The organism is Streptomyces sp. NPDC041122, assembly GCF_055592445.1.
This window is the reverse complement of the sequence record NZ_JBVIYQ010000002.1, coordinates 121257-146075: the sequence shown is the minus strand read 5'-3', so window position 1 is coordinate 146075 and position 24819 is coordinate 121257. Positions and strand designations below refer to the sequence as shown.

At 71.2% G+C, this 24819-nt stretch carries 20 protein-coding genes; 7 read left to right on the top strand and 13 right to left on the bottom strand.

Features of this window, described 5'->3' with window-relative positions; all coding sequences use genetic code 11:
- The first annotated feature begins 239 nt into the window (after positions 1–239).
- Both ACZ6B8_RS06980 and ACZ6B8_RS06975 read left to right on the top strand, forming a co-directional pair.
- Positions 240–815, top strand: a complete 576-nt coding sequence (locus tag ACZ6B8_RS06980; protein ID WP_471606538.1) for a DUF6082 family protein — start codon at positions 240–242, stop codon at positions 813–815.
- Positions 816–908: 93 nt separating this feature from the next.
- Positions 909–1145, top strand: coding sequence for a hypothetical protein (locus tag ACZ6B8_RS06975; protein ID WP_471076814.1), 237 nt, complete (start codon positions 909–911; stop codon positions 1143–1145).
- 371 nt (positions 1146–1516) lie between these two features.
- Here ACZ6B8_RS06975 and ACZ6B8_RS06970 read toward each other — a convergent pair whose 3' ends face one another.
- Entirely contained in the window at positions 1517–2713 is a 1197-nt protein-coding gene (locus tag ACZ6B8_RS06970; protein WP_471606537.1) for a citrate synthase/methylcitrate synthase, read from the bottom strand.
- Positions 2714–2833: 120 nt separating this feature from the next.
- Between ACZ6B8_RS06970 and ACZ6B8_RS06965 the strand changes: the two genes are divergently transcribed.
- The 4 genes from ACZ6B8_RS06965 (at position 2834) to ACZ6B8_RS06950 (ending at position 7577) form a co-directional block, all read left to right on the top strand.
- Positions 2834–4114, top strand: coding sequence for a citrate synthase family protein (locus ACZ6B8_RS06965; protein ID WP_471606536.1), 1281 nt, complete (start codon positions 2834–2836; stop codon positions 4112–4114).
- A gap of 92 nt (positions 4115–4206) precedes the next feature.
- Entirely contained in the window at positions 4207–5115 is a 909-nt protein-coding gene (locus ACZ6B8_RS06960; RefSeq protein WP_471606535.1) for a sucrase ferredoxin, read from the top strand.
- 94 nt (positions 5116–5209) lie between these two features.
- The gene (locus ACZ6B8_RS06955) at positions 5210–6877 is read left to right on the top strand and encodes a sensor histidine kinase (RefSeq protein ID WP_471606534.1); all 1668 of its coding nucleotides are present in this window, start codon (positions 5210–5212) and stop codon (positions 6875–6877) included.
- 22 nt (positions 6878–6899) lie between these two features.
- Positions 6900–7577: a response regulator gene (locus ACZ6B8_RS06950; RefSeq protein WP_471606533.1), complete on the top strand. Its 678-nt coding sequence runs from the start codon at positions 6900–6902 to the stop codon at positions 7575–7577.
- A gap of 43 nt (positions 7578–7620) precedes the next feature.
- On the opposite strand, the gene ACZ6B8_RS06945 is transcribed toward ACZ6B8_RS06950, so the two are convergent.
- From ACZ6B8_RS06945 to ACZ6B8_RS06920, 6 genes are all read right to left on the bottom strand, one after another.
- Positions 7621–9213 (bottom strand): solute symporter family protein, encoded by a 1593-nt coding sequence (locus ACZ6B8_RS06945; RefSeq protein ID WP_471078416.1) that lies wholly within the window; start codon positions 9211–9213, stop codon positions 7621–7623.
- The gene (locus tag ACZ6B8_RS06940; protein WP_471606532.1) at positions 9210–9800 is read right to left on the bottom strand and encodes a DUF485 domain-containing protein; all 591 of its coding nucleotides are present in this window, start codon (positions 9798–9800) and stop codon (positions 9210–9212) included. Before ACZ6B8_RS06940 ends, ACZ6B8_RS06945 begins: the two co-directional genes overlap by 4 nt.
- A 141-nt stretch (positions 9801–9941) precedes the next feature.
- Complete coding sequence (locus tag ACZ6B8_RS06935; protein ID WP_471606531.1) at positions 9942–10679, bottom strand: response regulator transcription factor; 738 nt, start codon at positions 10677–10679, stop codon at positions 9942–9944.
- Positions 10676–11821 carry a sensor histidine kinase gene (locus ACZ6B8_RS06930; protein WP_471076791.1) on the bottom strand — a complete coding sequence of 382 codons (1146 nt, stop codon included), beginning with the start codon at positions 11819–11821 and terminating at the stop codon, positions 10676–10678. Before ACZ6B8_RS06930 ends, ACZ6B8_RS06935 begins: the two co-directional genes overlap by 4 nt.
- Positions 11818–12354, bottom strand: coding sequence for a DUF1453 domain-containing protein (locus tag ACZ6B8_RS06925; RefSeq protein ID WP_471606530.1), 537 nt, complete (start codon positions 12352–12354; stop codon positions 11818–11820). The genes ACZ6B8_RS06930 and ACZ6B8_RS06925 overlap by 4 nt, the downstream gene beginning before the upstream one ends.
- A 190-nt stretch (positions 12355–12544) precedes the next feature.
- Entirely contained in the window at positions 12545–14668 is a 2124-nt protein-coding gene (locus ACZ6B8_RS06920; protein WP_471076786.1) for a DNA gyrase/topoisomerase IV subunit B, read from the bottom strand.
- 443 nt (positions 14669–15111) lie between these two features.
- Here ACZ6B8_RS06920 and ACZ6B8_RS06915 point away from each other — a divergent pair, with 443 nt between their 5' ends.
- Positions 15112–15342, top strand: a complete 231-nt coding sequence (locus tag ACZ6B8_RS06915; protein WP_055544920.1) for a DUF7455 domain-containing protein — start codon at positions 15112–15114, stop codon at positions 15340–15342.
- Between the two features lie 173 nt (positions 15343–15515).
- On the opposite strand, the gene ACZ6B8_RS06910 is transcribed toward ACZ6B8_RS06915, so the two are convergent.
- The 6 genes from ACZ6B8_RS06910 to ACZ6B8_RS06885 form a co-directional block, all read right to left on the bottom strand.
- Entirely contained in the window at positions 15516–16346 is an 831-nt protein-coding gene (locus ACZ6B8_RS06910; RefSeq protein ID WP_471076782.1) for a serine protease, read from the bottom strand.
- A gap of 153 nt (positions 16347–16499) precedes the next feature.
- A complete protein-coding gene (locus tag ACZ6B8_RS06905) occupies positions 16500–18044 on the bottom strand; it encodes an RNA polymerase sigma factor (protein WP_471606529.1) in 1545 nt (514 codons plus the stop codon).
- 468 nt (positions 18045–18512) lie between these two features.
- On the bottom strand, positions 18513–19400 hold the full coding sequence (locus ACZ6B8_RS06900) for a FadR/GntR family transcriptional regulator (protein WP_471076776.1): 888 nt from the start codon (positions 19398–19400) through the stop codon (positions 18513–18515).
- 162 nt (positions 19401–19562) lie between these two features.
- The gene (locus tag ACZ6B8_RS06895) at positions 19563–21503 is read right to left on the bottom strand and encodes an ATP-binding cassette domain-containing protein (protein WP_471606528.1); all 1941 of its coding nucleotides are present in this window, start codon (positions 21501–21503) and stop codon (positions 19563–19565) included.
- 186 nt (positions 21504–21689) lie between these two features.
- Complete coding sequence (locus tag ACZ6B8_RS06890; protein ID WP_471606527.1) at positions 21690–22451, bottom strand: NUDIX hydrolase; 762 nt, start codon at positions 22449–22451, stop codon at positions 21690–21692.
- A gap of 118 nt (positions 22452–22569) precedes the next feature.
- Positions 22570–24726 carry a glycogen debranching N-terminal domain-containing protein gene (locus ACZ6B8_RS06885; protein WP_471606526.1) on the bottom strand — a complete coding sequence of 719 codons (2157 nt, stop codon included), beginning with the start codon at positions 24724–24726 and terminating at the stop codon, positions 22570–22572.
- Positions 24727–24819 lie beyond the last annotated feature (93 nt).

The window sequence follows — 24819 nt, the reverse complement described above, 5'->3', positions numbered from 1 at the left end:
GGGCGTAGTCGGGCCGCGAAGTGAACGATTGTTAGCGGCGCTCGCGGGGCACACGTTAGGCACGGCGCCGGTCCGTGCGACCTCTGCTTCCTTCCGTGCGCCTCCTCTCCGCCTCCCCCGCCGATCAGAGCCGCTCGGCACCCTGGGAGACGGCAAGCGCACCGCCCACCGCTCGCCGGTCCGCTCCCTGTCGACCCGCATCCGACGACCGGCGGACGGTCGCCGATTCGGGGGTTGACATGACCACACAGAAAATGTCGATATGGGGGGTGGGTCCGGCTGCCATGGCGGGGCTCTCGTTCGCGACAGGAACGTATCTGCTGCTCCGCTCCAAGGGGCGGCGCCACTCGGCTCACACCGCGGAACACGAGCGCAGGGCGGCCGAGCGCGAACGCGCGGCCCTGGCCGTCCAGCGCCGGAACGCCGCGCTCACCGAACAGCACCGGCTCCAGTTCGACCTGCTGTGCAAGGCGATGGGGGACGCCGCGCTGGCCGCGGTCCTGGACACCTACGACGAGGACGTGCCGCCCGAGCGGCAGCGGCAGTTCCTCTTCGCCAACGCGCTCTATATCAACGCGCTGCACGCCCACCGCATCGGCGCCATCACCCTTCAGGAGCTCCACGGACACCTTCGGGTGATGTGCCAGAACCAGATCTTCCGGCAGTACTGGGACGCGACCCGCCACCATCGCGCGAGCCTGGACCGCTCGTCCGATGAGGCCAAGGTGGGTCGAGTGATGGACCACCTGGTCCAGGAGCTGGACAGCGCCGAGACGGACGAGTGGTGGGTGGTCGGCGAACCTCCCACCGGGTAGGGCCAGTTGGATTAGTTCAAGCCAACCTCACCGACATCGCCCGGTACGCTGGCCCCGTTTTCGCCTCTACTGACCCCAAGGACCGGGATCGCATTGAAGATCGTGCGCCGCATCGGTGTCTCTCCGCGCGAGCGGGGCAGCCAGACGGGGCAGACCTGCCCCGACATCTTCGAACTCACCGACGGCAACTTCGCAGTGATCGGGACCGACAGGACCGAGACCCTCGACAGCGAACTGCCCGCCGATGCCGCACGAGCAGACTACGAACGCATTGTCGTCATCACCCGGGAGACTCTGATCCGCGCCCGGGCGGACATCCCGGAGAACTGAGGCAGCCCGGCCCGGCCCTCCCGCCTCCGCCAGCCACAGGCCCGCACACGTACGGGCACCCGGCTCCGGCTCGGAGGGCCGCGTTCCTGCTTGGCCGGAGCTGCGCCTTCAGCGCCAGGAGCTGTCGTTCCAACACTTCGCGCCCCTGCACAGCTGGGGCGGCCACTCGGACGCGGAGATGCTCGTGCACGCACGGGACATGCCGTCCGGAGCCGCGTTCCGTCATGACTGGAACGCCGCACGGGCGATGAAGAGCGACCTCCCACCGGAAGGCGCAAGGCGCCGAAGGGCGGGTGTTCCGCGTGTTCGAGGCGGCCTGGAAGAGGAGCGTCGCCGTACACCCCCCTTCGGCCGCGCGAGATGCAGCCGCTCTAGGCCACCGCGTCGCCCCGCCGTTCGAGCGGCGGCACCGGAGCGGGCGGGGCCTCCCCCACATACCGCGCCGCCGGACGGATGATCTTCGAGTCCCGGGCCTGTTCCAGGATGTTGGCGCTCCAGCCCACCACCCGCGCGGACGCGAACGTCGGCGTGAACATCTCGCGGGGCAGCCCGCACAGCTCCATGACGACGCCGGCGTAGAACTCCACGTTCGTGTGCAGCTCGCGGCCCGGCTTCAGCTCCGCCAGGATCGCCTCGACGTGCCGTTCGACCTCGACCGCGAACTCCACCAGGCCCCCGCCGAACTCCTGGGCGATGCCTCGCAGCATGCGCGAGCGCGGGTCCTCCGTCCGGTAGACGGGGTGCCCGAAACCCATGATGCGGTCCCCGGCGAGGACCCGTTCGCGGATCCAGCCGTCGATGCGGTCGGGCGTGCCGATCGCGTCGAGGGTGTCGAGCGCCCGGCTCGGCGCGCCACCGTGCAGCGGGCCCGACAACGCGCCGACCGCACCCACCAGGCAGGCCGCCACGTCCGCTCCGGTCGAGGTGATGACCCGCGCGGTGAACGTTGACGCGTTGAACCCGTGATCAATGGTCGAGATCAAGTACTGCTCGATCGCCCGGGCCCGCGCGGCGTCCGGTTCCGAACCGGTGAGCATGTAGAGGTAGTTGGCGGCGTACGACAGGTCGTCGCGCGGCTCGACGGGGTCGAGGCCCTGCCCCAGCCGGTACAGCGCGGTGAGGAGTGTCGGCACCACCGCGGACGCGGCCAGGGCGTCCGCGCGGCGCCGCTCGTCGTCGATGTCGTACACCGGGCGGAAGCCGTGGGACGCCCCGAAGAGCGAGAGCGCGGTGCGCAGCCCGGAGAGCGGCCCCGACAGCACACTGGCGCGGGCGATGGCGGGAAGTGCCGCTCGCACGTCGTCGGGCAGCTGACGCAGCGAAGCCGTCCGCGCGGCGAAGGCGGCGCTCTGGCCGGCGTCCGGCAGCGCGCCGTGGAACATCAGATGCCACACGTCCTCGAAGCTGCGCTTCTGCGCGAGCTCGACCGCCGAGTACTGGCGGTAGTGGTAGAAGCCCTCGCGCCCCCGGACGTCTCCGAGTTCGGTCTCGGTGACGACGACCCCGGCGAGTCCTCGTGGGACCTCGACGGGCTCGGTGGGGCTGGCGGCGGAACCAATGATCGGCATGTTCTTCCTCGACTTCCTCCCTGGACTTGATTTGACTGTCCATGCTTGACTGAGATTCTGTCAATGTTGATTGAATCAATGTGCAGATGCATATGTCGGGATGCGGATACGGTGACGCCCATGACGGATCAAGGAACCACGCACGGAGACCGGCGGCTCAGCACCAAGGAAGCCGCCGAACTGCTCGGCGTGAAGCCCGAGACCGTGTACGCGTACGTGAGCCGCGGCCAGCTGAGCAGCCGCCGTGGCCCGGGATCGCGCGGCAGCACGTTCGACCCCAAGGAAGTCGCGGCACTGGCCCGCAGGAGCAGGCGGGAGCCTGCGGCACCCACCACCGGCAACGAACTCTCCGTCCGCACCCGCATCACCCTCATCGACAAGGACCGCTACTACTTCCGCGGCGTCGACGCGACGGAGCTCGCCCTCGGCCACTCCTACGAAGAAGTCGCCGAGTGGCTCTGGACCGGCATCCTGCGCCCCGGTATCGGCTTCACCGCCCCCGAGGAGACCGCCGCCGCGGCTCGCCGCGCGGTCGACGCGCTGCCCGAGCACAGCGGCCCCACCGACCGGCTGCGCGTCGCGGCGATCTCCGCCGCCACCGCCGATCCACTCCGCTTCGACCTCTCCGAAGAGGCGGTCATCGGCACCGGTCGCACCCTGATCCCCACCCTCGTGGCCGCCCTTCCGCCGCTCCTGCCAGGCGACCAGGAAGGCGGCCCCCTGGCCCGACGTCTGTGGGCCCGGCTGACCGGCCGCAAGCCCGACGACGCCGCGCTGCACGCCCTGGACACCGCCCTCGCGCTGCTCGTCGACCACGACCTCGCCGCGTCCACGCTCGCCGTCCGGGTCGCCGCCTCGGCGCGGGCCCACCCCTATGCCGCGGTCTCGGCCGGGCTCGGCGTCCTGGAGGGGCCACTGCACGGCGCGGCGAGCGCTCTCGCCCACCGCATGCTGCTCGACGTGCTCGACCGGGGCAGCGCCGCCCCCGTGGTGGCCGACGAGCTCCGCGCGGGTCGCCGCCTCCCCGGTCTCGGCCACCGCCTCTACCCCGGCGAGGACCCGCGCGCGCAGGCGCTGTTCGCCCTCCTGGAGAGGATGCCGAAGGCCGGCCCCGCCCTGGCCGCCGCCCGCGACGTGGTGGCCACCACCGCCCGCCACACCGACCTGCACGCCAACGTGGACCTCGCGCTCGCCGTCCTCACGGCCTCCTCGGGGATGCCGGCGGAGGCGGGCGAGACGATCTTCGCGGTGGCGCGTACGGCGGGGTGGATCGCCCATGCCCTGGAGGAGTACGGGGAGCGGCCGCTGCGCATGCGCCCCAGCGGCCAGTACGTCGGCTTGCGCCCGCCCCAGCCGATGCCCGCCGCAGAGGCTCCCGGTGCCGCCTCCGCGCCTCACTGACGTCCGTTGGTGCCTTCGGCCACCCGCCGCGGCCGCGGCTCTCCCCAGAGGGGTGAAAGAGCTGATGCGGTGCGCGAGTTAGGCTCACCTGCGTGAGTACGTGCGCCACCGCATCGCGGGATCTGGACGAGCCTCTCGTGGGCACCGCGGCCACCGCCAGGACATGGCTCCTGCTGGAACAGCCGGGCCCGTGGGGCGCCAAGGCGTTGCGGTCGAGCCACCTCGACCCGGAGGTCGGCCGCGCCCTGGAGAAGGCCACCAAGGGGACCGGCGTGCGCGTCGCCCTGATCCGCCGCCCCGGGCGCCACGCGGACGCCCACGCACCCGCCGGGCGGCAGGTGTACGTGGCGCACACCGTCCCCGGCCGCACCTGGCTGCGCGGCACGGTGACCGAGGACCCGAGCCAGTTGCTCGACCTCGACTTCGCGGCGCTCAGCGCGGGTGATCACGGCGGTTTCGGCGCCGCCCACACGGGCGCCCCTCTCGCGCTCGTCTGCACCAACGGCAAGCGCGACCAGTGCTGCGCCCTGCTCGGCAGGCCACTCGCCGCCGAACTCGCCGACGCGGGGGAAGCCGGCGTCTGGGAGATCACTCATCTGGGTGGCCACCGCTTCTCCCCCACGATGCTGGTGCTGCCCCACGGATACGCGTATGGCCGGGTGCGGGCCGCCGGCGTCAAAGAGATCATCGACAGCGTCCGCGTGGGGCGCGTCGTCACCGAGGGCTGCCGGGGGAACTCGGCCTGGGAGCGCCCCGGACAGGCCGCGGAGTTGGCGGTGCGCGCCGCGACCGGTGAGGACGCCGCGGGGGCCTTGCGCGTCATCACTACGGACGGTGCGACCCCGCACTGGGAGGTGACCGTCGCACACACCGACGGCCGCCGGTGGCAGGTCACCGTCGTCCAGGGCGCCTCGGTCCCGCCCCGTCCGGAGAGCTGCGGCGCGGCCCTGGCGTCACCCGCGCGGATGGACGTGACAGCGGTACGGGCGATCGCGGACTGAGCGGACGTCCACGGACGTCCACGGACGTCCACGGACGAGATCCCCACCACAGTGACTTCGAAGTAGCCCACCGGCCGCCGTACCGTTCGTACACATGAGCCCCACCTCCCCTGTGCGACGTCGCCGCCTCGGCCTCCCGCGGCGCGTGTTCTCGCAGGTGCTGCTGATGCAGCTGGCCGTCGCCGCAGGCGTCGCGGTGCTCGCCACCGGGCTCTTCCTCGCACCGCTCAGCGACCAGCTCGACGACCAGGCGATGCGGCGCGCGCTCGCCATCGCGCAGACGACGGCCGCACAGCCGGAGATCGCCGAGGAGCTGGCGGCCTCCCGGCCGACGCCCGAAGGCCCCGTCCAGGCGGCGGCCGAGCGGATCCGGCGGGCCAGCGGCGCCGAGTACGTCGTGATCATGAACAAGGACGGCGTGCGCTGGTCCCACACCGACCGTGGCCAGATCGGCAAGGTCGTCTCGACGGACCCCAGCGACGCCCTCGCGGGCCACGACGTCATGGAGATCGACAACGGCACCCTGGGGCGCTCCGCACGCGGCAAGGTGGCGCTGCGGGACGGGGACGGGCACATCGTGGGCGCCGTCTCCGTGGGCATCGAGTACGACAGCGTGCGGGCCCGCCTGATCCACTCCATCCCCGGGCTGCTCGCCTACGCGGGCGGTGCGCTCGCCGTCGGCGCGCTCGCGGCGTATCTGATCTCCCGCAGGGTGCAGCGACAGACCCGTGACCTGGCCTTCTCCGACATCTCCGCGCTGCTCGCCGAGCGTGAGGCGATGCTGCACGGCATCCGTGAGGGGGTGGTCGCCCTGGACCGCCGCGACCGGATCCGCCTGCTCAACGACGAGGCCCAGCGCCTCCTGGGACTCGGCGCCGAGGTGATCGGGCAGCCGCTGGACGTGGCCCTCGGCCCGGGACGTACGACCGACGTGCTCGCGGGACGGGTCACCGGCACCGACCTGCTGACCGTCCGCGGACAGCGGGTCCTGGTCGCCAACCGCATGCCGACCGACGACGGAGGCGCCGTCGCCACCCTGCGCGACCGCACCGAACTGGAACAGCTGGGTCGCGAACTCGACTCCACCCGCGGTCTCATCGACGCCCTGCGCGCCCAGGACCACGAGCACGCCAACCGCATGCACACCCTTCTCGGCCTGCTCGAACTGGAGATGTACGAGGAGGCGGCGGAGTTCGTCGGCGAGGTGGCTGGCGCCCACCGGGTGACCGCAGAACAGATCACCGAGAAGGTGCGCGATCCGCTGCTGGCGGCCCTGCTGGTCGGCAAGGCCACGGTCGCCGCCGAACGGGGTGTCGCCCTCCATGTGCCGCGCGACACCGCGCTGCCCGACCGGCTCGTCGACCCGAGCGGGGTCGTCACGATCGTCGGCAACCTCGTCGACAACGCCCTCGACGCCGCCGCGGGCAGCCGCCACGCGCGCGTGGAGGTCGATCTGCGCTCCGACGGTCGAACCGTGGTCCTCCAGGTGCGCGATTCCGGTCCCGGCGTCGCCGCCGAGCAGCGCGAGACGATCTTCACGGAGGGCTGGACCACCAAGGAGCCCCCGGCCCACCGTGAGCGCGGCATCGGCCTCGCCCTGGTCCGCAGGCTCGCCGAACGGCAGGGCGGCAGCGCACAGGTCGCCGAAGCACCGGACGGCGGTGCGGAGTTCACCGTCGTCCTGCCGGAGGCGCTGACGGATCCCGTACTCGCCGCCGTGGACGACACGCCGACCGACGACGCCATGAAGGAGCCACGATGACCAGGGTCTTGAAGGAGTCGCGATGATCGACGTCCTGGTCGTGGACGACGACACCCGTGTCGCGGACGTCAACGCCGCCTACGTGGCGAAGATCCCCGGCTTCCGGGTGACGGCCAAGGCGCACAACGCGGCCGAGACCCTGCGCCTCGTCGAGGACGTCCCCGTCGACCTGGTCCTGCTGGACCACTACCTGCCCGACGAGACGGGACTGTCCGTCGTACGCAGCCTGCGCGAACGGGGCCACCAGACCGACGTGATCATGGTGACCGCCGCGCGCGATGTCGCCACGGTGCAGGCGGCCATGCGGCACGGCGCACTCCAGTACCTCGTGAAGCCGTTCTCGTACGCCGGGCTGCGGGCCAAGCTCGACGCGTACGCGACGCTGCGCCGCACCCTGGACGGCGGAGGCGAGGCCGAACAGGCCGAGGTCGACCGCATCTTCGGGGCCCTCTCCGCCACTCCGGCACCGGACCTGCCCAAGGGGCACTCACCCACCACGGCGGAGCTGGTGCGGCGGGCGCTGCTGGGCGCTGAGGGGCCGCTCTCGGCCCAGGAGCTGGCGGACCGCACTCGGCTGAGCCGGCAGACGGCACAGCGCTATCTGAAGCTCCTGGAGCGCACGGGACGCGTCAGGCTGAGCCTCAAGTACGGCGACACGGGCCGCCCCGAGCACCGCTACGAGTGGGCGACCAGCATCTGATCGCCCCGAGTCCTCCGCGGTGCGCCCTGTCCACGAGGGCCCCCTACGCCGCCCCCGCCCCGGTCAGCGAACGTACTTCCGTCTCCGCGTGCTTGACCTCGTCGGCCTCCTCGCGCGAGGTCACCGTGCCGAGCCAGCCCGCCAAGAAACCCAGCGGGATGGAGACGAGGCCCGGGTTCTCCAGCGGGAAGTACTGGAAATCGACACCGGGGAAGAGCGAGTCGGGGCCGCCGGAGACCACGGGCGACAGGATCACCAGCGCGACCGCCGGCAGCAGGCCCCCGTACACCGACCAGACCGCGCCCCGCGTGGTGAAGTTCCGCCAGAACAAGGAGTAGAGCAGCACCGGCAGGTTGGCGGAGGCCGCGACCGCGAAGGCGAGCCCCACCAGGAACGCGACGTTGAGGTCGCGGGCCAGCAGGCCCAGACCGATCGCGACCACGCCGATCCCGGCCGCGGCGAGGCGGGCCACCGCCACCTCGCTGCGCGGTTTGGCGTTCCGGCGCCGCAGGGATGCGTACAGGTCGTGGGCCACCGACGCCGAGGAGGCGAGCGTGATGCCGGCGACCACGGCGAGGATCGTGGCGAAGGCCACGGCGGCGACGACCGCGAACAGAACCGTTCCGCCGGTGGAGTTCGCACCGCCGCCCAGATCGAGCGCGAGCAGCGGAACCGCCGTGTTCCCTGCCGCGTTCGAACCGCGCACCGCGTCCGATCCGACGAGAGCGGCCGCGCCGAAGCCGAGCACGATCGTCATCAGATAGAAGCCGCCGATGAGGCCGATGGACCAGATGACCGAGCGGCGTGCGGCCCGCGCGGTCGGCACGGTGTAGAAGCGGGACAGGATGTGCGGCAGTCCCGCCGTGCCCAGCACCAGCGCGATCCCCAGGCTGATGAAGTCGAGCCGGGCGGTCCAGTCACCGCCGTACCTCAGGCCGGGCGCGAGGAACCGGTCGCCGTGGCCGCTGCGGTCGGCGGCCGTGCGCAGCAGTTGGTTGAAATCACCGTGGAAATGCACCAGGACGAGCACGGTCAGCACGATCGCCCCGCCCATCAGCAGGACCGCCTTGACGATCTGGATCCAGGTGGTGGCCCGCATCCCTCCCAACGACACATAGATCACCATCAGCGCACCGACGCCGATCACCGTCCAGGTCTGCGCCGCCCCGCTCGTCCCTCCGAGCAGCAGCGCCACCAGCGAGCCCGCCCCCACCATCTGCGCCACCAGATAGAGAACGGACACGGTCACCGAGGAAGTTCCCGCCGCGATCCGCACCGGCCGTTCCCGCATCCGCGCGGCGACGACGTCACCGAGCGTGAACTTGCCGCAGTTGCGCACCAGTTCGGCCACCAGGAACAGCACGACCAGCCAGGCGACGAGGAAGCCCACCGAGTAGAGCAGCCCGTCGTATCCGAAGAGCGCGATGAGTCCGGAGATGCCGAGGAAGGAGGCGGCCGACATGTAGTCACCGGCGATGGCGAAACCGTTCTCCATCGGAGAGAAGAGCCGGCCGCCCGCGTAGAACTCCTCGGCCGATCCATGCCGGTTGCGGCTCGCCCAGGTGGTGATCGCCAGCGTGACCGCCACGAACACCCCGAACAGCAGCAGGGCGAGGTTCTGGTGATCATCCATCAGCGCTCCACCCCCCGATCACGGGACGCATCCGACTCGGCTGCGGCGCCTTGGTCCTGGCGCCGCTCCTCCGTCCGCCCTTGAGCCCGCTCCTGCTCCCTCTTCTGCTCGAACACGGCCCAGCGCAGGTCGAGCGCCGCCCTGTCCCGCCGCAACCGCGCGTGCCGCGCGTACGCCCACGTCAGCAGGAAAGTCGACAGGAACTGTCCGAGCCCCGCCACCATCGCCACGTTCACGGCACCGGTGACCGGACGCGCCATCAGGCTCGGCGCCGTCGTCGCCGCCACCACATACGCGATGTACCAGGCGGAGAAGACGGCCACGGCGGGGACGACGAACCGCCGGTACCGGCTGCGCACCTCCTGGAAGGCATCGCTGCGCTGCACCGCCAGGTAGATGTCGGCCGGGTCGGCGCTCCGCTGCGGGGGCACGGGCCGGGGCGGCACCACGGTCGCGGGCGCCCCCGCGCCGTCCAGTTCTCCCCAGCCGGAGGCGAGCGCGTCGTACCAGGGGTCCCTCAGGTCGCCGGACCGGCTCCGGTCGGCATCGGCCCGGCCCGGCACCACATCGGGCCCGTCGTGCTTCTCCACCGAACTCTCCTTAGTCCGCAGCCGTGTTCGGCCGCGTGCCCAAGGATGGGCAGAACGGGGAGATCCGTGACTCTTCTCCCCGCGCTCTTCACCCCATCAGGTGAAGCCACGTCAGGTGCGGGCCCGTCGGGCGCGGCCCGGTCAGGCGCGCGGGTCGCCTTCCGGCTTGGTGAGTCCGTGGCGGTAGGCGTAACGGACGGCCTGTGCGCGGTCCTTGAGCCCCGCCTTCGCGAAGAGGTTGTTGATGTGGGTCTTCACCGTCGCGGTGGAGACGTGCAGCGAGCGGGCGATCTCGTGGTTCGTCATCCCCTCGGCGATCAGGACGAGCACTTCGGTCTCCCGGACGGTGAGGCCGTCGGGTGGCTCCGCGGTCGCGGTGGCCTCCGGCTCCGACAGCCTTTCGAGAAGGCGCCGTTGGATCTGCGGGGAGAGCCCCGCGTCGCCCGACAGCACATCCTCGACGGCCCGGACGATCTCGTCCCCGCCGGCGTCCTTGGTCAGATAGCCGCGCGCCCCCGCCTTGAGCGCCGGGAACAGCGAGTCGTCGTCGGCATAAGTGGTGAGCACGACGACCTGCGTCCCCGGGTACTGGGCGCGGATGCGCCGCGTGGCCTCCGCCCCGTCGCAGCGGGGCATCCGCAGGTCCATCAGGACCACGTCCGGGGACAGTTCAGCGACGAGACGGACGGCCTCCTCGCCATCGGCAGCCGCACCCACGACCTCGATGCCGGGCAGCAGCCCCAGAAGCATCACGATCCCCTCACGCACCACGGTCTGGTCGTCGACCACGATCACCCGCGCGGGTGGTCTGCCTCCGCCCACGGCGGACCCCGCCGGGCTCTCGCCCGCGATCCCGGCGGCGCCTTCGTCCCCCGTCATCCCGGCACCCTCAGCGTCACCACGAAGCCCTCCTCACCTGGTCCTGCTTCCAGGGACCCGCCCAGCAACTCGGCGCGCTCGCGCATCCCGAGCAGACCGTACCCGGCGCCGGAGCCGGCCAGTTCCCCCGGCGACTGCCCTCCCGAGTCCCGCACGTCCAGCCGCACTTCACCCTCCCCGTACCGCAGGCACACCTGGATCTTCGCTCCCGGCGCATGCTTGCGGACGTTGGTCAATGCCTCCTGCGCCACTCTCCGCACCGCCTGGGACGCCTCGGCGGGCAGGGCCCGGCGGTCCCCCGTCACGGTGACCGACGCGCGGTCCGCCGTGACCAGCTCGCGCAGGAAGTCCTCGACCGGAGTCATCTCCCCGCGCAGCGCGGACAGCGCCTGTCTCGTCTCGGCCAGCCCCTCCCTCGCCATGGACCGGGCGGCCACCACCCGGTCCAAGACCTGGTCCTTCGCCGCGTCGCTCTCGATCAACAGGCGGGCCGCCTCCAGGTGGACGAGCTGCGCGGAGAGGCTGTGCGCGAGCACGTCGTGGATCTCGCGGGCGATGCGGGCCCGCTCCCCGAGCGCGGCCGACTCCGCCTCGGCGGCACGCGCCGCCCGCTCCTGGGCGAGCAGCCGCAGAGAGCTGCCCCGCGCCTCCGCGTCCAGGCGCAGGGTGTACCCGGCGAGCACCAAGCCGATGACGGTGAGCGCCGTGACGAGCCAGCTGTCGCTGTTGTACGTGGCGTATCCGGTCATCGTGGCCACCACGCAGGGTCCCGCCGCCACAAGGGGCAGCCGCTCCAGGGCGGAGACCGCCGTCCCGCACCACAACACCAGGGCCAGCAAGCGCCAGTCGGCGGCCTGCGCGGCGAACGCCGCCCCGATGAGCAGCGCCATCAGAGCCAGGGAGGGCCACAGTCGGTGAGCGTAGGAGACACGGAAGAAGGCCCACCCCGCCCAGGTGACGGCGAGGACCAGGGCCACTCCGTCGACCAGGCGCCAGCCACGGTCCGCGTGCAAGGCGTTCCACAGCAGGCTGCCGAGGATCACGACCCGTAGGACCCTGACGAACCACAGCCGGGCGAGGCTCAGGCCTGCCCGGGTGAGCGCCTCGCGGGAGGGCCATCTCGTCCAGCGGTCCCGATTCACACGGCTCCCTTCCGCACGGACTCACGCGCCGCGCGCGCCATACCGTACGTCGCCCGCTCGGCCCCGGTCCCGACCCCGGCCACCGCTCCCGAGCGCAGGAGGAGCAGACCGCCGCGGACCAGGAGCGTGGCCGCGAGAGCCAGCATCAGCGTGGCACTGCCCTGGCGCACCTGCAGCAACGAGCCGATGCCGTACAAGCCGGCCCGGAGCGCGATGCCGACGACCCAGACCATGGCGGTGGCCTTGGTGCCCTTGGACCATGCGGTGCCGTCCTGGTCGGCCCACACATGGGAGGTCCGCGCCCAGCCGGCTCCCATGGCCAGGGCGACGAGCAGCTCGGCGGCGAGCAGGGCCACCGACGCCGTGCGGTGATGGGGGTCGATCAGGTCGGGCTCGCGCACGGCCATGACGACCAGTACGGCCGGTATGAGCCACCAGCGCCGGTCCGTGCCGATCTGCTGGGCCTTGAACTGGCGGACGACCACCAGTACCACGACCGCACAGATCACCAGCGTGTTGGTGAGCCCAGACATGAGTGCCTCCGTACGACGAACGGGACGAGGCCGATCCGTGTGGGATCGACGCCTTCGACGCTACGGAAATCTCCAGGTCATGGGATCGGAGCAGGGGTGGATCATGGGTGGAGCCGGGTGCTCCACCCGTGGGTGGAGCACCCGGCTCCTGAGTGCTTGAACACGGCTCCCGAGGCCCCCGGGCCGCGTGTCAGGCGTCGATGCGCGAGCGGTCCAGCGTGGCCGCGGAGCTGGTGATGAACTCCTTGCGCGGGGCGACGTCGTTGCCCATCAGCAGATCGAAGACCTGCTCCGCCGAGTCCAGGTCGGAGATGTTGATCCGGCGCAGCGTACGGAACTTCGGGTCCATCGTGGTCTCTGCCAGCTGGTCGGCGTCCATCTCGCCCAGACCCTTGTACCGCTGGATGGAGTCCTTGTACCGCACGTTCTTGCGCTGCAGCTCCAGCAGCGTCTCGCGCAGCTCACGGTCGGAGTAGGTGTAGATGTACTTGTCCTGGCCCTTCTTGGGCTGGCTCAGCTCGATCCGGTGCAGCGGCGGGACCGCCGCGAACACACGACCCGCCTCCACCATCGGCCGCATGTAGCGCTGGAACAGCGTGAGCAGCAGGATCCGGATGTGGGCGCCGTCGACGTCGGCGTCGACGAGCAGGATGATCTTTCCGTAGCGGGCCGCGTCGATGTCGAAGGTCCGGCCCGAGCCCGCTCCTATGACCTGGATGATGGCCCCGCACTCGGCGTTCTTCAGCATGTCCGACACGGACGCCTTCTGAACGTTGAGGATCTTGCCGCGGATCGGCAGCAGTGCCTGGAACTCGGAGTTGCGGGCCAGCTTCGCCGTGCCCAGCGCGGAGTCTCCCTCCACGATGAACAGCTCGCTGCGGTCCACGTCGTCGCTGCGGCAGTCCGCCAGCTTCGCCGGCAGCGACGAGGACTCCAGAGCCGTCTTACGGCGCTGCGCGTCCTTGTGCTGGCGGGCCGCGATGCGGGTTCGGGCGGCGGCGACGGCCTTGTCCATGACCGCGCGGGCCTGCGCCTTCGCGTCCCGCTTGGTGGACGTCAGGAACGCCTTGAGCTCCTTGGCGATGACGTTGGCCACGATGCGGTTGGCCGCGGAGGTGCCGAGCACCTCCTTCGTCTGGCCTTCGAACTGCGGCTCGGCGAGACGGACCGTGACGACTGCGGTCAGACCCTCCAGGGCGTCGTCCTTGACGATGTCGTCCTCGGCGACGCGCAGCACCTTCTGGCTGCGCATGACCTCGTTCATCGTCTTGGTAAGGGAACGCTCGAAACCGCTCACATGGGTGCCGCCCTTAGGGGTGGCGATGATGTTCACGAACGACTTGATCGTCGTGTCGTAGCCGGTGCCCCAGCGCAGCGCCACGTCCACGCCGAGCTCGCGCGTGACCTCGGTGGGCGTCATCTGGCCGTGGTCGTCGAGGACCGGCACCGTCTCCTTGAAGGTGCCCTGGCCCGACAGGCGCAGGACGTCGCAGACGGCCTTGTCCTGCGCCAGGTACTCGCAGAACTCGCTGATGCCACCGTCGAAGCGGAAGGATTCCTCGCCCTTCGTGCCGCCGTCGCCGAGACCGAACTCGTCCCGTACGACGATCGTCAGGCCGGGCACCAGGAACGCGGTCTGCCGGGCGCGCTGGTGCAGGTGCTCCAGCGAGAGCTTGGCGTCCTTGAGGAAGATCTGGCGGTCCGCCCAGTAGCGGATGCGCGTGCCGGACCGGCTCTTGGGGACCTTCTTGACCTTGCTCAGCTTGGCCGAGGAGTCGAAGGGAGCTTCAGGCCCCACCTTCGCGAAGGCGCCGGGGACGCCCCGCCGGAAGCTGATCGCGTGGGTGTGCCCGGCCCGGTCCACCTCGACGTCGAGACGCGCGGAGAGCGCGTTCACCACGGAGGCGCCCACGCCGTGCAGGCCGCCGGAGGCCGCGTACGAGCCGCCGCCGAACTTTCCTCCCGCGTGCAGCTTGGTCATGACGACCTCGACCCCGGAGAGGCCGGTCTTGGGCTCGACGTCGACCGGAATGCCACGGCCGTTGTCCCGGACCTCCACGGACGCGTCGTCATGGAGGATGACCTCGATGTGGTCGCAGTACCCGCCCAGGGCCTCGTCGACGGAGTTGTCGATGATCTCCCAGAGGCAGTGCATCAGGCCGCGGCTGTCCGTCGACCCGATGTACATGCCCGGACGCTTGCGGACAGCCTCGAGCCCCTCCAGGACGAGCAGGTGCCGCGCGGTGTAGTTGGAACCGTCCCGGTCTGCTCCTGTCAGCAATGCTGTCGACGGCACGGACGTATCGGCGGTCACGCGGTTCGCTCCTCGCTGAATTTCAAGGGGGGTCCTTTGGGGTAAGGACGCGGCTTCGGTTACCGGTGAGAGGGTACCGAGGCCTGGTAGAGCCGTTGTAACGCCACCCTCGTCTCAACTCAGACTAGTCCACACTCGTATGCATGTTCGATCCCTCCATGGAGTGAAGCGCACGTCACGTTCCCTTCGAGGCATGAACCATTTAGGCTCCGGGCACGTCCTCATGAACAACCCGGCAAGCCAGCCGGGCGGACCCCGACCTGACAGACAGCGCGAAACCGTAAGACACGTAAGAGACGCAATACGGCACATTCGCCGCCAACCGGCAACGGACAACCTCCTCGAAAAGAAACTTTCGAGGAAAAGCCACGAGCGGGAACGTTTTCGGCCTGGTTGGATGTTGACCCTGGTACGACAGCTCGTCGAGCTAGAGAAGAGGCGACGTGACTACTGTTCTGACCCCCGCGAGCCCCCTGACGGCCGCTGATCGCTGCGACCGCTGCGGCGCCCAGGCATACCTGCGCGTCGTCCTGTTGAGCGGCGGTGAACTGCTCTTCTGCGCCCACCACGGCCGCAAGTTCGAGCCGGAACTCAAGAAGATCGCCGCTGAGATACAGGACGAGACGGAGCGTCTGACCGCCGTTCCCGAGAGCGCCACCGAAGAGGAACGCTGACACCTCGCATCCACGACGAGCCAGCTCCGGCACACCAGGCCGGTTAACGGGCGGCCGTCCCAGCCGACAGGCAGGGGCGGCCGCCCGCTCTCGTCTCGCGCCACAGGGGCCGCTGAGGCCCTTCAGGGGCCCATCAGAGCCGACGGCACGGCCCGCCCGGGCGGACAAGCCCCTCAGTGGCGCCTGCGCAGCTCCTTGGTCACACCCGAGACCCGCGTGTAGACGCCAGGGCTCCCTGCGCGCCCACAGCCGCTCCCCCAGGACACCAGCCCGATGAGCTTGCCCCGGGCGACGAGCGGCCCGCCACTGTCCCCCTGACAGGCGTCCCGCCCGCCCTCCATCTCGCCGGCGCAAACCATGGTCCGCGCGATGTAGCGTCCGTCGGCACTGCCTGGATAGGCCTTCTCGCACACCGAGTCGGCCAGTACTCCCACCCGCGCCGAATGCAGCGTCTTGGCGTAGTCACCCGTACCCGAGGTGTCCCCCCAGCCGTACACAGCGGCGTCCGTGCCCGGTGCGTAGGCGGGGTCGCCCGTCCCCGCCATGGGAATCGTGTACTCCTTGGGCAGCGGCTCGGCCAGGGTGAGCGCCGCGACGTCACCGGAGTTCGTGTAACTGTCGTACGCCGGGTTGACCCAGACGTCGCTGACCCTGGTCTCGGAGCCCTCCGTCGTGCGGAGGTCCGCGCGGCCGGCGATGACCTTCAGGTCCGACACCTGCCCCATGGACACGCCGAGTACGTCCTTGCTCACGCAGTGGGCCGCCGTCAGGACCGTCGAGCGTCCGACGACCACCCCACCGCAGTACTGTCCCCCGCGGGCGTTCCCGAATCTGGCACGGCTGGAGAGCGCCACCGCCCAGGGGCTGGCGGACACGTCCACCGGGTGGCCTCCGACCACCACGCTGTCGGCGGCGGCGGGCAGCGGGGAAGCCAACGGAAGGACGGCGGCACCGGCCGCAAGGGCCAGGGCCCCCGTCCACGCTCGGGCGAAGGAACGACGCATGCGATCTCCTCACTCTGGGTTGCCATCGAGTACCCAGAGTGATTCAGTATGGCCCACCGCGCACCCGCGCACGTGAAAGGCCCGAAGCCGTGTATCGCCGGCTTCGGGCCTTTCACGTGAGCGACCGACGCGTGTCCGCGCCGGGTCGCATGACTAGTCCAGGTAGTCGCGCAGGACCTGCGAGCGCGACGGGTGGCGCAGCTTCGACATCGTCTTCGACTCGATCTGACGGATGCGCTCACGCGTCACCCCGTAGACCTTGCCGATCTCGTCGAGGGTCTTCGGCTGGCCGTCCGTGAGGCCGAAGCGCATGGAGACCACGCCCGCCTCGCGCTCGGACAGCGTGTCCAGGACGGAGTGCAGCTGCTCCTGGAGGAGCGTGAAGCTGACCGCGTCGGCCGGCACGACCGCTTCGGAGTCCTCGATGAGGTCACCGAACTCACTGTCGCCGTCCTCACCCAGAGGGGTGTGGAGGGAGATCGGCTCACGGCCGTACTTCTGGACCTCGATGACCTTCTCGGGGGTCATGTCGAGTTCCTTGGCCAGCTCCTCCGGGGTGGGCTCACGGCCCAGGTCCTGGAGCATCTGGCGCTGCACGCGCGCGAGCTTGTTGATGACCTCGACCATGTGCACCGGGATACGGATGGTGCGGGCCTGGTCGGCCATGGCGCGGGTGATCGCCTGACGGATCCACCAGGTGGCGTACGTGGAGAACTTGTAGCCCTTGGTGTAGTCGAACTTCTCGACCGCGCGGATCAGACCGAGGTTGCCCTCCTGGATGAGGTCCAGGAAGAGCATGCCGCGGCCGGTGTAGCGCTTGGCCAGGGAGACCACCAGGCGGAGGTTGGCCTCCAGGAGGTGGTTCTTGGCGCGGCGCCCGTCCTCGGCGATGATCTCCAGCTCACGCTTGAGCTTCGGCGCGAGCTTGTCGGCGTTGGCCAGCTTGTCCTCGGCGAACAGGCCGGCCTCGATGCGCTTGGCGAGCTCGACCTCCTGCTCGGCGTTGAGCAGCGGGACCTTGCCGATCTGCTTCAGGTAGTCCTTGACCGGGTCGGCGGTGGCGCCGGCGGCGGCGACCTGCTGGGCCGGCGCGTCGTCCTCGTCCTCGTCGGACAGGACGAAGCCCTGGGCGCCCTCCTCGGCCGGCTCGCCCTCGCCGGGCTTGCCGGCGGCGGGTGCCTCCTCGGTGGTCTCCTCGTCCAGGAGCTCGTCGGCGTCCTTCTTGGCGGTGGTCTTCTTGGCCACCGTCTTCTTGGCGGTGGCCTTCTTGGCGACGGCCTTCTTGGCCGTCGTCTTCTTGGCAGCGACCTTCTTCGCGGGCGCGTCCTCGGCGACGCCGTCCGCGGTCGGCGCCTCAGTGGCGGCGGTGGCGGTGGGCTTCGCCGTGGCGGCCTTGGCCGCGACCGTCCTGGTCGCGGTGCGCTTGGCCGGGCTCTTCGCTGCGACGCTCTTGCGGGGGCGCTTCGGCTCCGCGGCACTGACCATCAGCGTCACACCCTCTTCCTCGAGGATCTGGTTGAGGCTGCGCAGAACGTTCTTCCACTGAGTGGCCGGAATCTGGTCAGCTTCGAAGGCACGACGCACGTCATCGCCGGCGATCTGCCCATCAGCCTTTCCCCGCTCGATGAGCGCCATGACAGAGACGGATTCGGCGATCTCCGGCGGGAGCGTACGGGATGTGCTGGCCGACACGAACAACCTCTCGGAACGTTGGAAAACGGCTTCCGGCCCCGTCCATTGTGGACCGGAGCCGACGACCGGCGGCTGGGGATTTGGGCCGACGGCGCGGGCGGGGCCTGGGAGCTGCACAGCGCCGCGAACGACGTCTGTATTCCTTCCTCGGCTATCACCTCTTAGGTCATCGCGCTGTTCCTTGGAGCGTTACGCCCAATCTGCGTGGCCCGAGTCACACCCCGTAAGTGCTCAAAAGCGCCCAGATACGGTCAGAAGCGTCCTATACGCATGCACGAATGATCCCCCGATGCCCCGTGAAGAAACCCTCCACGGTCGTGTCGCCGGACCCCGCCGGGCTCTCTAGGAGCCCTTGGGGGTCCGGCGACACGGGGAGCGGCGGCGGAGCGGTTCACGGCGTACGGATCGAGGTACGCGGGCGGCTCGGCGCCACCACGGGGCGCGCGCACGACCGCGGCGTCGGCGGAGCCGCGGTCAGTGCTCGCGCGGGGCGGGCACGACGCGCTCGACCTCGGGGTGGACGGTGAGCAGCTGGCGCATGGCGGCCTCGGCGCCCGCTCCGTCGCCCGCGGCGAGGGCGTCCACGACGCGGGAGTGGTGCACGAGGGAGGCCTCGGTGGGACGGTCGCAGCCGGAGGTCGGCCCACCGGAGACCTGGAGGGCGGCCGAGACGATTCCGGAGAGGTGCTCCAGCATGCGGTTGCCCGCCACCTGGATGAGCAGCGAGTGGAACTCCGCGTCGGCGCGGGAGAAGGTGATCACGTCTCCCTGGGCCAGCGCGTGTCCCATGATCTCGACCATGTCGGCGAGGCGCTGCTGCACCTCCTCACGGCCGTGTCCGGCGGCGAGGCGGGCGGCGAGCGGCTCGATCATCCACCGGAGCTCACCGAGCTCGCGCCGCTGGTCGTCTCGCTGTGGACCGAAGGCCCGCCACTCGATGATGTCCGGGTCGAGGAGGTTCCAGTCACTGACGGGCCGCACGCGCGTGCCGACGTTGGGCCGGGCACTGACCAGGCCCTTGGCCTCGAGCACGCGCAGCGATTCGCGCACGACGGTGCGGGAGACCTCGAAGCGCTGGCCGATCTCCTCGGGGACGAGCGGGCGGTCGGCGCCGAGGTCGCCGGAGACGATCATCTGCCCCAGTTGCTGGACGAGTTGGCCGTGCAGCCCGCGGCCGCGGTTTCCGGCGGCGCGGCGCCCCACGCGCCCCAGGTCGTGGTCGGCGCCGTCCCACATGGGCGCGGCGACGCGCTCGCCGCCGGGAGAGTCGGCATAGGGGTATCGGTCGAGGTCACCCGGGCCGGCGAGACCGGAGTCGGCGGAGCGGGCGGTGGTCATCATGGTGTGCGCAAGGGTACTCACGGATCAGTTGTCGGCTCTGCCTCCAACTCCCTTGAGGTCTTTGGTGAAAAGCACACGAAAGGGTGATCGCTTACCCTGCCGCAATTGACGCCTTATCGGAAAGAAATGGACGTCAACCGGGGAGTTGCGCACACCCCTGCGAAGGAAGGCGGTGGATGGTCCTCACCGGACGCGCGTGCGCACCGCCGTGAGCAGATATGCGCAGAGCAGAGCGGTCAGGGACAACATCAGTGCACTGCCCACAGGTTGGGCGATCATGCGCACTCCGACAGCCAGATACCGCTCGGCACCGAACGGCCACTGCACCAGGGCGAGGTCCCGGAGTCGGCCCGGAAGCCCGGCCGCCGATCGCACAGACGGTCCCTCAACGGCCTTCTGTACGAGTGGTACGACGAGGATCGGCACCGCGAGCACGGCGGCGAGTCCGGCGGTCGTGGACCGGAAGACACCCGCGGCCAGCACACCGGCCCAGGCGCATCCCATCACCAGCGCAGCCCAACTGGCGCCCTGTGCAAGCCAGTCCGCGGGAACTCTGGTGACCTCTTCTCCGTATACAAGGTGAAGCAGAGCGGCGTCGGAGACCACCGCGAGGGTGCTCAGCAGCAGCGCCGTGGCGGCGGCGACAAGCAGCTTGGCGCCGAGCAGTCCGAGGCGGCGCGGCACGGTGCCCCGGTCGGCGGCGAGGGCGGGGTGGCGGAACTCGTCGCCGAAGGCGAGGGCGCCGAGCAGTCCGGCGCCGAGAGCCGCGGGCGGCAGGGGGAGTTCGTCGGGCCAGGCCGCGAGGAGTCGCTGTTGCGGCGTGTGTCCGGCCCGCGCCAGGAAGACGCAGAGCACGGCGGAGGCGGCGAGGACGAGGCCCAGGGTGAGGTAGCCGGTACCGACGCCCGTGAGGCGGCGCAGCTCGTAGCGCAGCGGGCGCAGGGGGCTTCGGCTGGGGCGGACGGTGATGGGCGGCGGCAGGGAGGAGAGCGCGTCCCGTGGGGGCGACGGGGCGGGGGAGGACGCTTCGGAGTGCGCGGTGGCGACTTCGAGCGGAAGGGTGTCACCGGCTGGGAGTGAGACCTGAGAGGTCGAGACGGTGGGGGCGCCCTCGCCGGGGTTCTCGGACTCGATGATCGCGGCCAGAGCGGGAGCGGAAGAAGAAGCAACGACAAGAGGGGTGGCCGGGCCGGGCTCGTCGGGCGCCTCACGGTCGGGCAGGACAGCCGTGGGTTCCGAAGATCGCAGCGGGCCCGCGTCCCCGACCTCGTCGGCGAGTTGATGGACCAGGATGCCGTGGCGGTACGCGGTCTCCCCCACGTCGGCACAGCAGCTTCCGTACACGGAGAGCCTGTTGCCGTCCTCTCGCACCACCTCGATGGCGCGTCGGCTCGCGCGGGCCTCCTTGGCGAGCAGCGCGCCGAGGCGGGCGGCGTGCGGGCTGCGGACGGCGACGCGGGGGCGGAGCCTGGTACGGGCGAAGTCCCGGGCGTCCTGGTCCGCGACGAGCCGTCCCTCGTCCAGCGTGACGACGCGGTCGGCGGCGCGGGCCGCCTCCTTGGGGTCGTCCGTGGTGAACAGGACCGTGCCGCCCTCGTGCGCGTGAGCGCGCAGGATCCCGTGCAGCCACGCGGCCTCACGGGCCGAGAGGCCGTAGCCCGGCCCGTCCAGGACCAGCGTGTGCGGGTCGGCGAGCAGCGCGCAGGCCAGCCCCAGACGACGGTCCATGCCGCGCGAAAGGGTGCCCAGCCGCTGGTCCCGCAGGCTGACGAGACCGACGACCTCCAGGACGTCGTCGGCGCGCTGGACGGGCACGCCGGTGGCCGCGCACAGCATGCGCAGATGGCCGCGGACCGAACGTGCGGGATGCCCCGGAACCTCCCCCAGGAGCACGCCCACCTCGCGCGACGGATGGGCGATGCGATGCAGGGGGCGTCCTCTGAAGTACGTGATGCCACGGCCCTGTTCGAGTTCGAGCATGAGTCGCAGGGCCGTGGTCGTGCTGGTGGGGTCGGCGTCGAGCAGCGCCGTGACACGGCCGTTGCACGCCTCGAAGGAGACGTCGTCCACGGCGGGCGGGAGCTCATCGTGGGGATTGCTGGTCAGTCCGATGGCCTGGATCATCGCTTCTCTCGCAGGATGTGCGACCGCTCGGCGGCCGGGGCCCGTCCACCGGTCGGGGACGGACGAGCCCCGTGGGTACTGCAGCAAGATAACGCGACATTTACGGCTTTTCGGTCAGGATGCGGGCGCGGCGACCGGCCCGCCGCCGACCGTCGACAGGTTCCGTGGTTCATGGCGAGCCCGAGGTCAGACCTCGGGGCGCAGCATCGGCGGGTTGAGCAGCGTCGCGCCGCCCGCGCGGAAGAGCTGCGCGGGGCGGCCGCCCTGACGGGTGGTCGTCCCTCCGGTGGGCACGAGAAAGCCCGGGGTGCCCGTGACCTTGCGGTGGAAGTTGCGCGGGTCGAGGACGACGCCCCAGACCGCCTCGTACACGCGTCTCAGCTCGCCGACGGTGAACTCCGGCGGGCAGAAGGCGGTCGCCAGCGAGGAGTACTCGATCTTTGATCGGGCGCGCTCCACGCCGTCCGCGAGGATCTGGGCGTGGTCGAAGGCGAGCGGTGCCGCCTGCTCGTCCTCGCGGCCGTAACCCCCCTGGTGGAGCAGGGCTTCGACGGGGGCCCAGCGCGCGCTGTGCGCGTCGCCGCCGGGCCGGGGCGCGGGCAGGTCCGGGGCCAGGGCGAGGTGGGCGACGCTGACGACGCGCATCCGCGGGTCGCGCTTGGGGTCGCCGTAGGTGGCGAGCTGTTCGAGGTGCGCTCCGTTGGCCTGCGCGGGGGCGCCGGGGTCATGGGCGCACAGGCCCGTCTCCTCGCTCAGTTCGCGGGCCGCCGCTGCCGAGAGGTCCTCATCCGCCCGCACAAAGCCTCCAGGGAGTGCCCAGCGCCCCTGGAACGGCTGTTCACCACGCCGCACGGCCAGCGCGCAGAGCGCGTGACGGCGCACGGTCAGCACGACCAGGTCGACGGTGACTGCGAAGGGCGGGAAGGCCGACGGGTCGTAGGGCGACATGCCGCGATCATAGTCGTCTGCCTGACGATAAACACCTCCTTCGCCCATTGCCTCCCCGGTCCGGGTCACCCTGGCCGGTTGTCCGCACCTTGAGCCCTCCGCTCGGTGGCGCGCGGAGTCACACCCCCAACTGCAGCCCGACGGCCGCCTCCTCGACCATGGCGAGGCCGAGGCGGCTCACCCGTACGGAGAACGGGGCGTCCGCGACGCTCAGGCCGTGCAGACCCAGCTCCCCCAGCGGGGCACTGCGGACCGGGCGCAGCGTGACCGTGCCGGCCGGCGCGTCGGGCCGGATTCCGGCGAGCGCCACGAGGACGTGGATCCCGGCGGCAGCGGCGGCCCCCGCCGGACGGCAGGCGGCGGGGTGCGGCAGCGGGGCTCCACCCGCGGTGCGCTGCTCTCCCGCGAACATCTCGGGCAGCCGGTGGTCGAAGAACTCGGCCGCGGAGAGCATGCCGTGCAGCAGCGCGCTCGCCTCCTTCTCATATCCGGCTGCCACCAGACCGGTGATCGCGACCGCCGTCTCCTGCACGCGGACCGACCCGCTCCGGTGCCCGAACGGGTTGTACGCGGCCTCCTTCGCGCCCAGACTGCGCAGCCCCCAGCCGGAGTCCATGGCGGGGCCGCCGAGCAGCCGGGCGAGTTGCTCGGTCCTGACCTTGTCGAGCAGACCGGGGGCGAGTGTGCCGGACCCGAGCAGGCCGGTGTCCAGGAGGTGGGCCGCGCCGCCGGTGAGGTGCGGCACGGGCCGTCCGTCGGGCAGACGGGCGGCGGCCGGTCTGCCGCCGGCCCGGTCATCCACCCAGAACTCCTCCCGGAACGCGGACCGCAACCGCGCCGCCCACTCGCGCAGGCCCGCCGTGTCGCCACCGCCATGCGCGTCGAGCAGATCGGCACCGAGCAGTGCGGCCCGGTGCGCGTGCGCCTGCACCTCGCCGCGCGCGATCCCTCCGGGACGGGCTCCTCGACCGCCGGGACCACCCGCCGCTCCCTTGCCGTCGCGGTGAGCGTGATCTGCCTGGTGAGCATCCGGGCGGAGACCTGGATGAACGTCGGCCAGAAACACGCCGTCGTCGACCGCTGTCTGCAGCCACCGCAGACACCGCTGGGCCGCCGGCAGCAACTCCTCGACCTCCTGTGCGGGCATCCCCCAACGCCAGGCCTCCGACAGCAGTACCGGGAAGAGCAGCGTCGCCTCCGTGCCCGTGCACCCCGGGGGCAGGTGGGGGCCCGCGTCCCGCAACGGCCCCGGGATCATGCCCGCGCGGTGCCCGGGGCCGGTGATCTGGCTGCGGGCGAGGGTGCGCAGCGTCCCCGCGGCGATCCGGGTGCCCAGCGGCAGCGCCATGCGGGCGGCGGCCAGCGCTTCGGCCGGCGCGAGTCCGCAGCGCCACGGTGCCCCTGCGGCCGGGTACATGTCGGTCGGGTGGTCGGAGTCGCGCAGCAACAGAGCCTGCAGATCCTCCACGGATCGATCGAGGAGCGGCTTGACCCGTGGGTCGTCGCCGACCGCCCGCACCCCGGCGACGGATCTCATCCCACCGTGTCCCGCCATGCGCACCGGCCCGGCTCCCTCGGGCCGTACCCGCAGCTCCACACTCCGGGAGGCGCCGGCCGGCAGATCCATCTCCCAGCGCAGCAGGCCCGCGGAGGCCATGGCGTCGTCGGGTGCCGGGTCGGCCGTCACCACACAGTGGGTCGTGGCGGCGGACCATCGCATTCCGGAGGCGTGCACGCTGGCCGGGAGTTCGGGACCGGCCCGGCCAGAGGCGACCGCGCCCACGTCGGCCAGGTCCGTGCCGAGCGAGATCTCGACGGGCACTCGGAGAGGGCGCGCGGCCGCGCTGTGCAGGGTGATCCGCTCCGTGCCGTCCGCGTGACGGATCCGTTCGACGACGATCTCCGGATCGGGGCCGCGATCGGTCGGCAGCCGCAGCGTCGCGACGAACCGTGCGGTGTCGGCGGACAGCATACGGGCCTGCACGGCCACCGGTTCGCGTCCGGCCACCCGTACCTGACACCGCGACAGGGTCCGGCGGCCGGCGCGGTAGAACCCCTCCAGCCCCCGCCCGGTCAGCTGTCCCTGGTCCGTCGAGATCGCGAGGGCGGGCAACGCGACGCAGGTCAGCACCGTGTGCGCGGGCGGGAGTTCCACGGGGCGGGGCGGAGCCGGAGTCGGATTCCGGGCCGGCCCGCCGGGCAGGGGCGGGCGGGCCTGCACGGCCCGCCGGGGCCCCTCTCTGTCGGAGACGGAAGACGGAGCGGGGAGAGACATGGGGCAGCTTCTTCTGCGTCGTCTGCGCTACGGGAAGTCGGAGGACGTGCGGCGGCGCGACCCGGAGGCGGGTACCGCCACTCAGGTGAACGG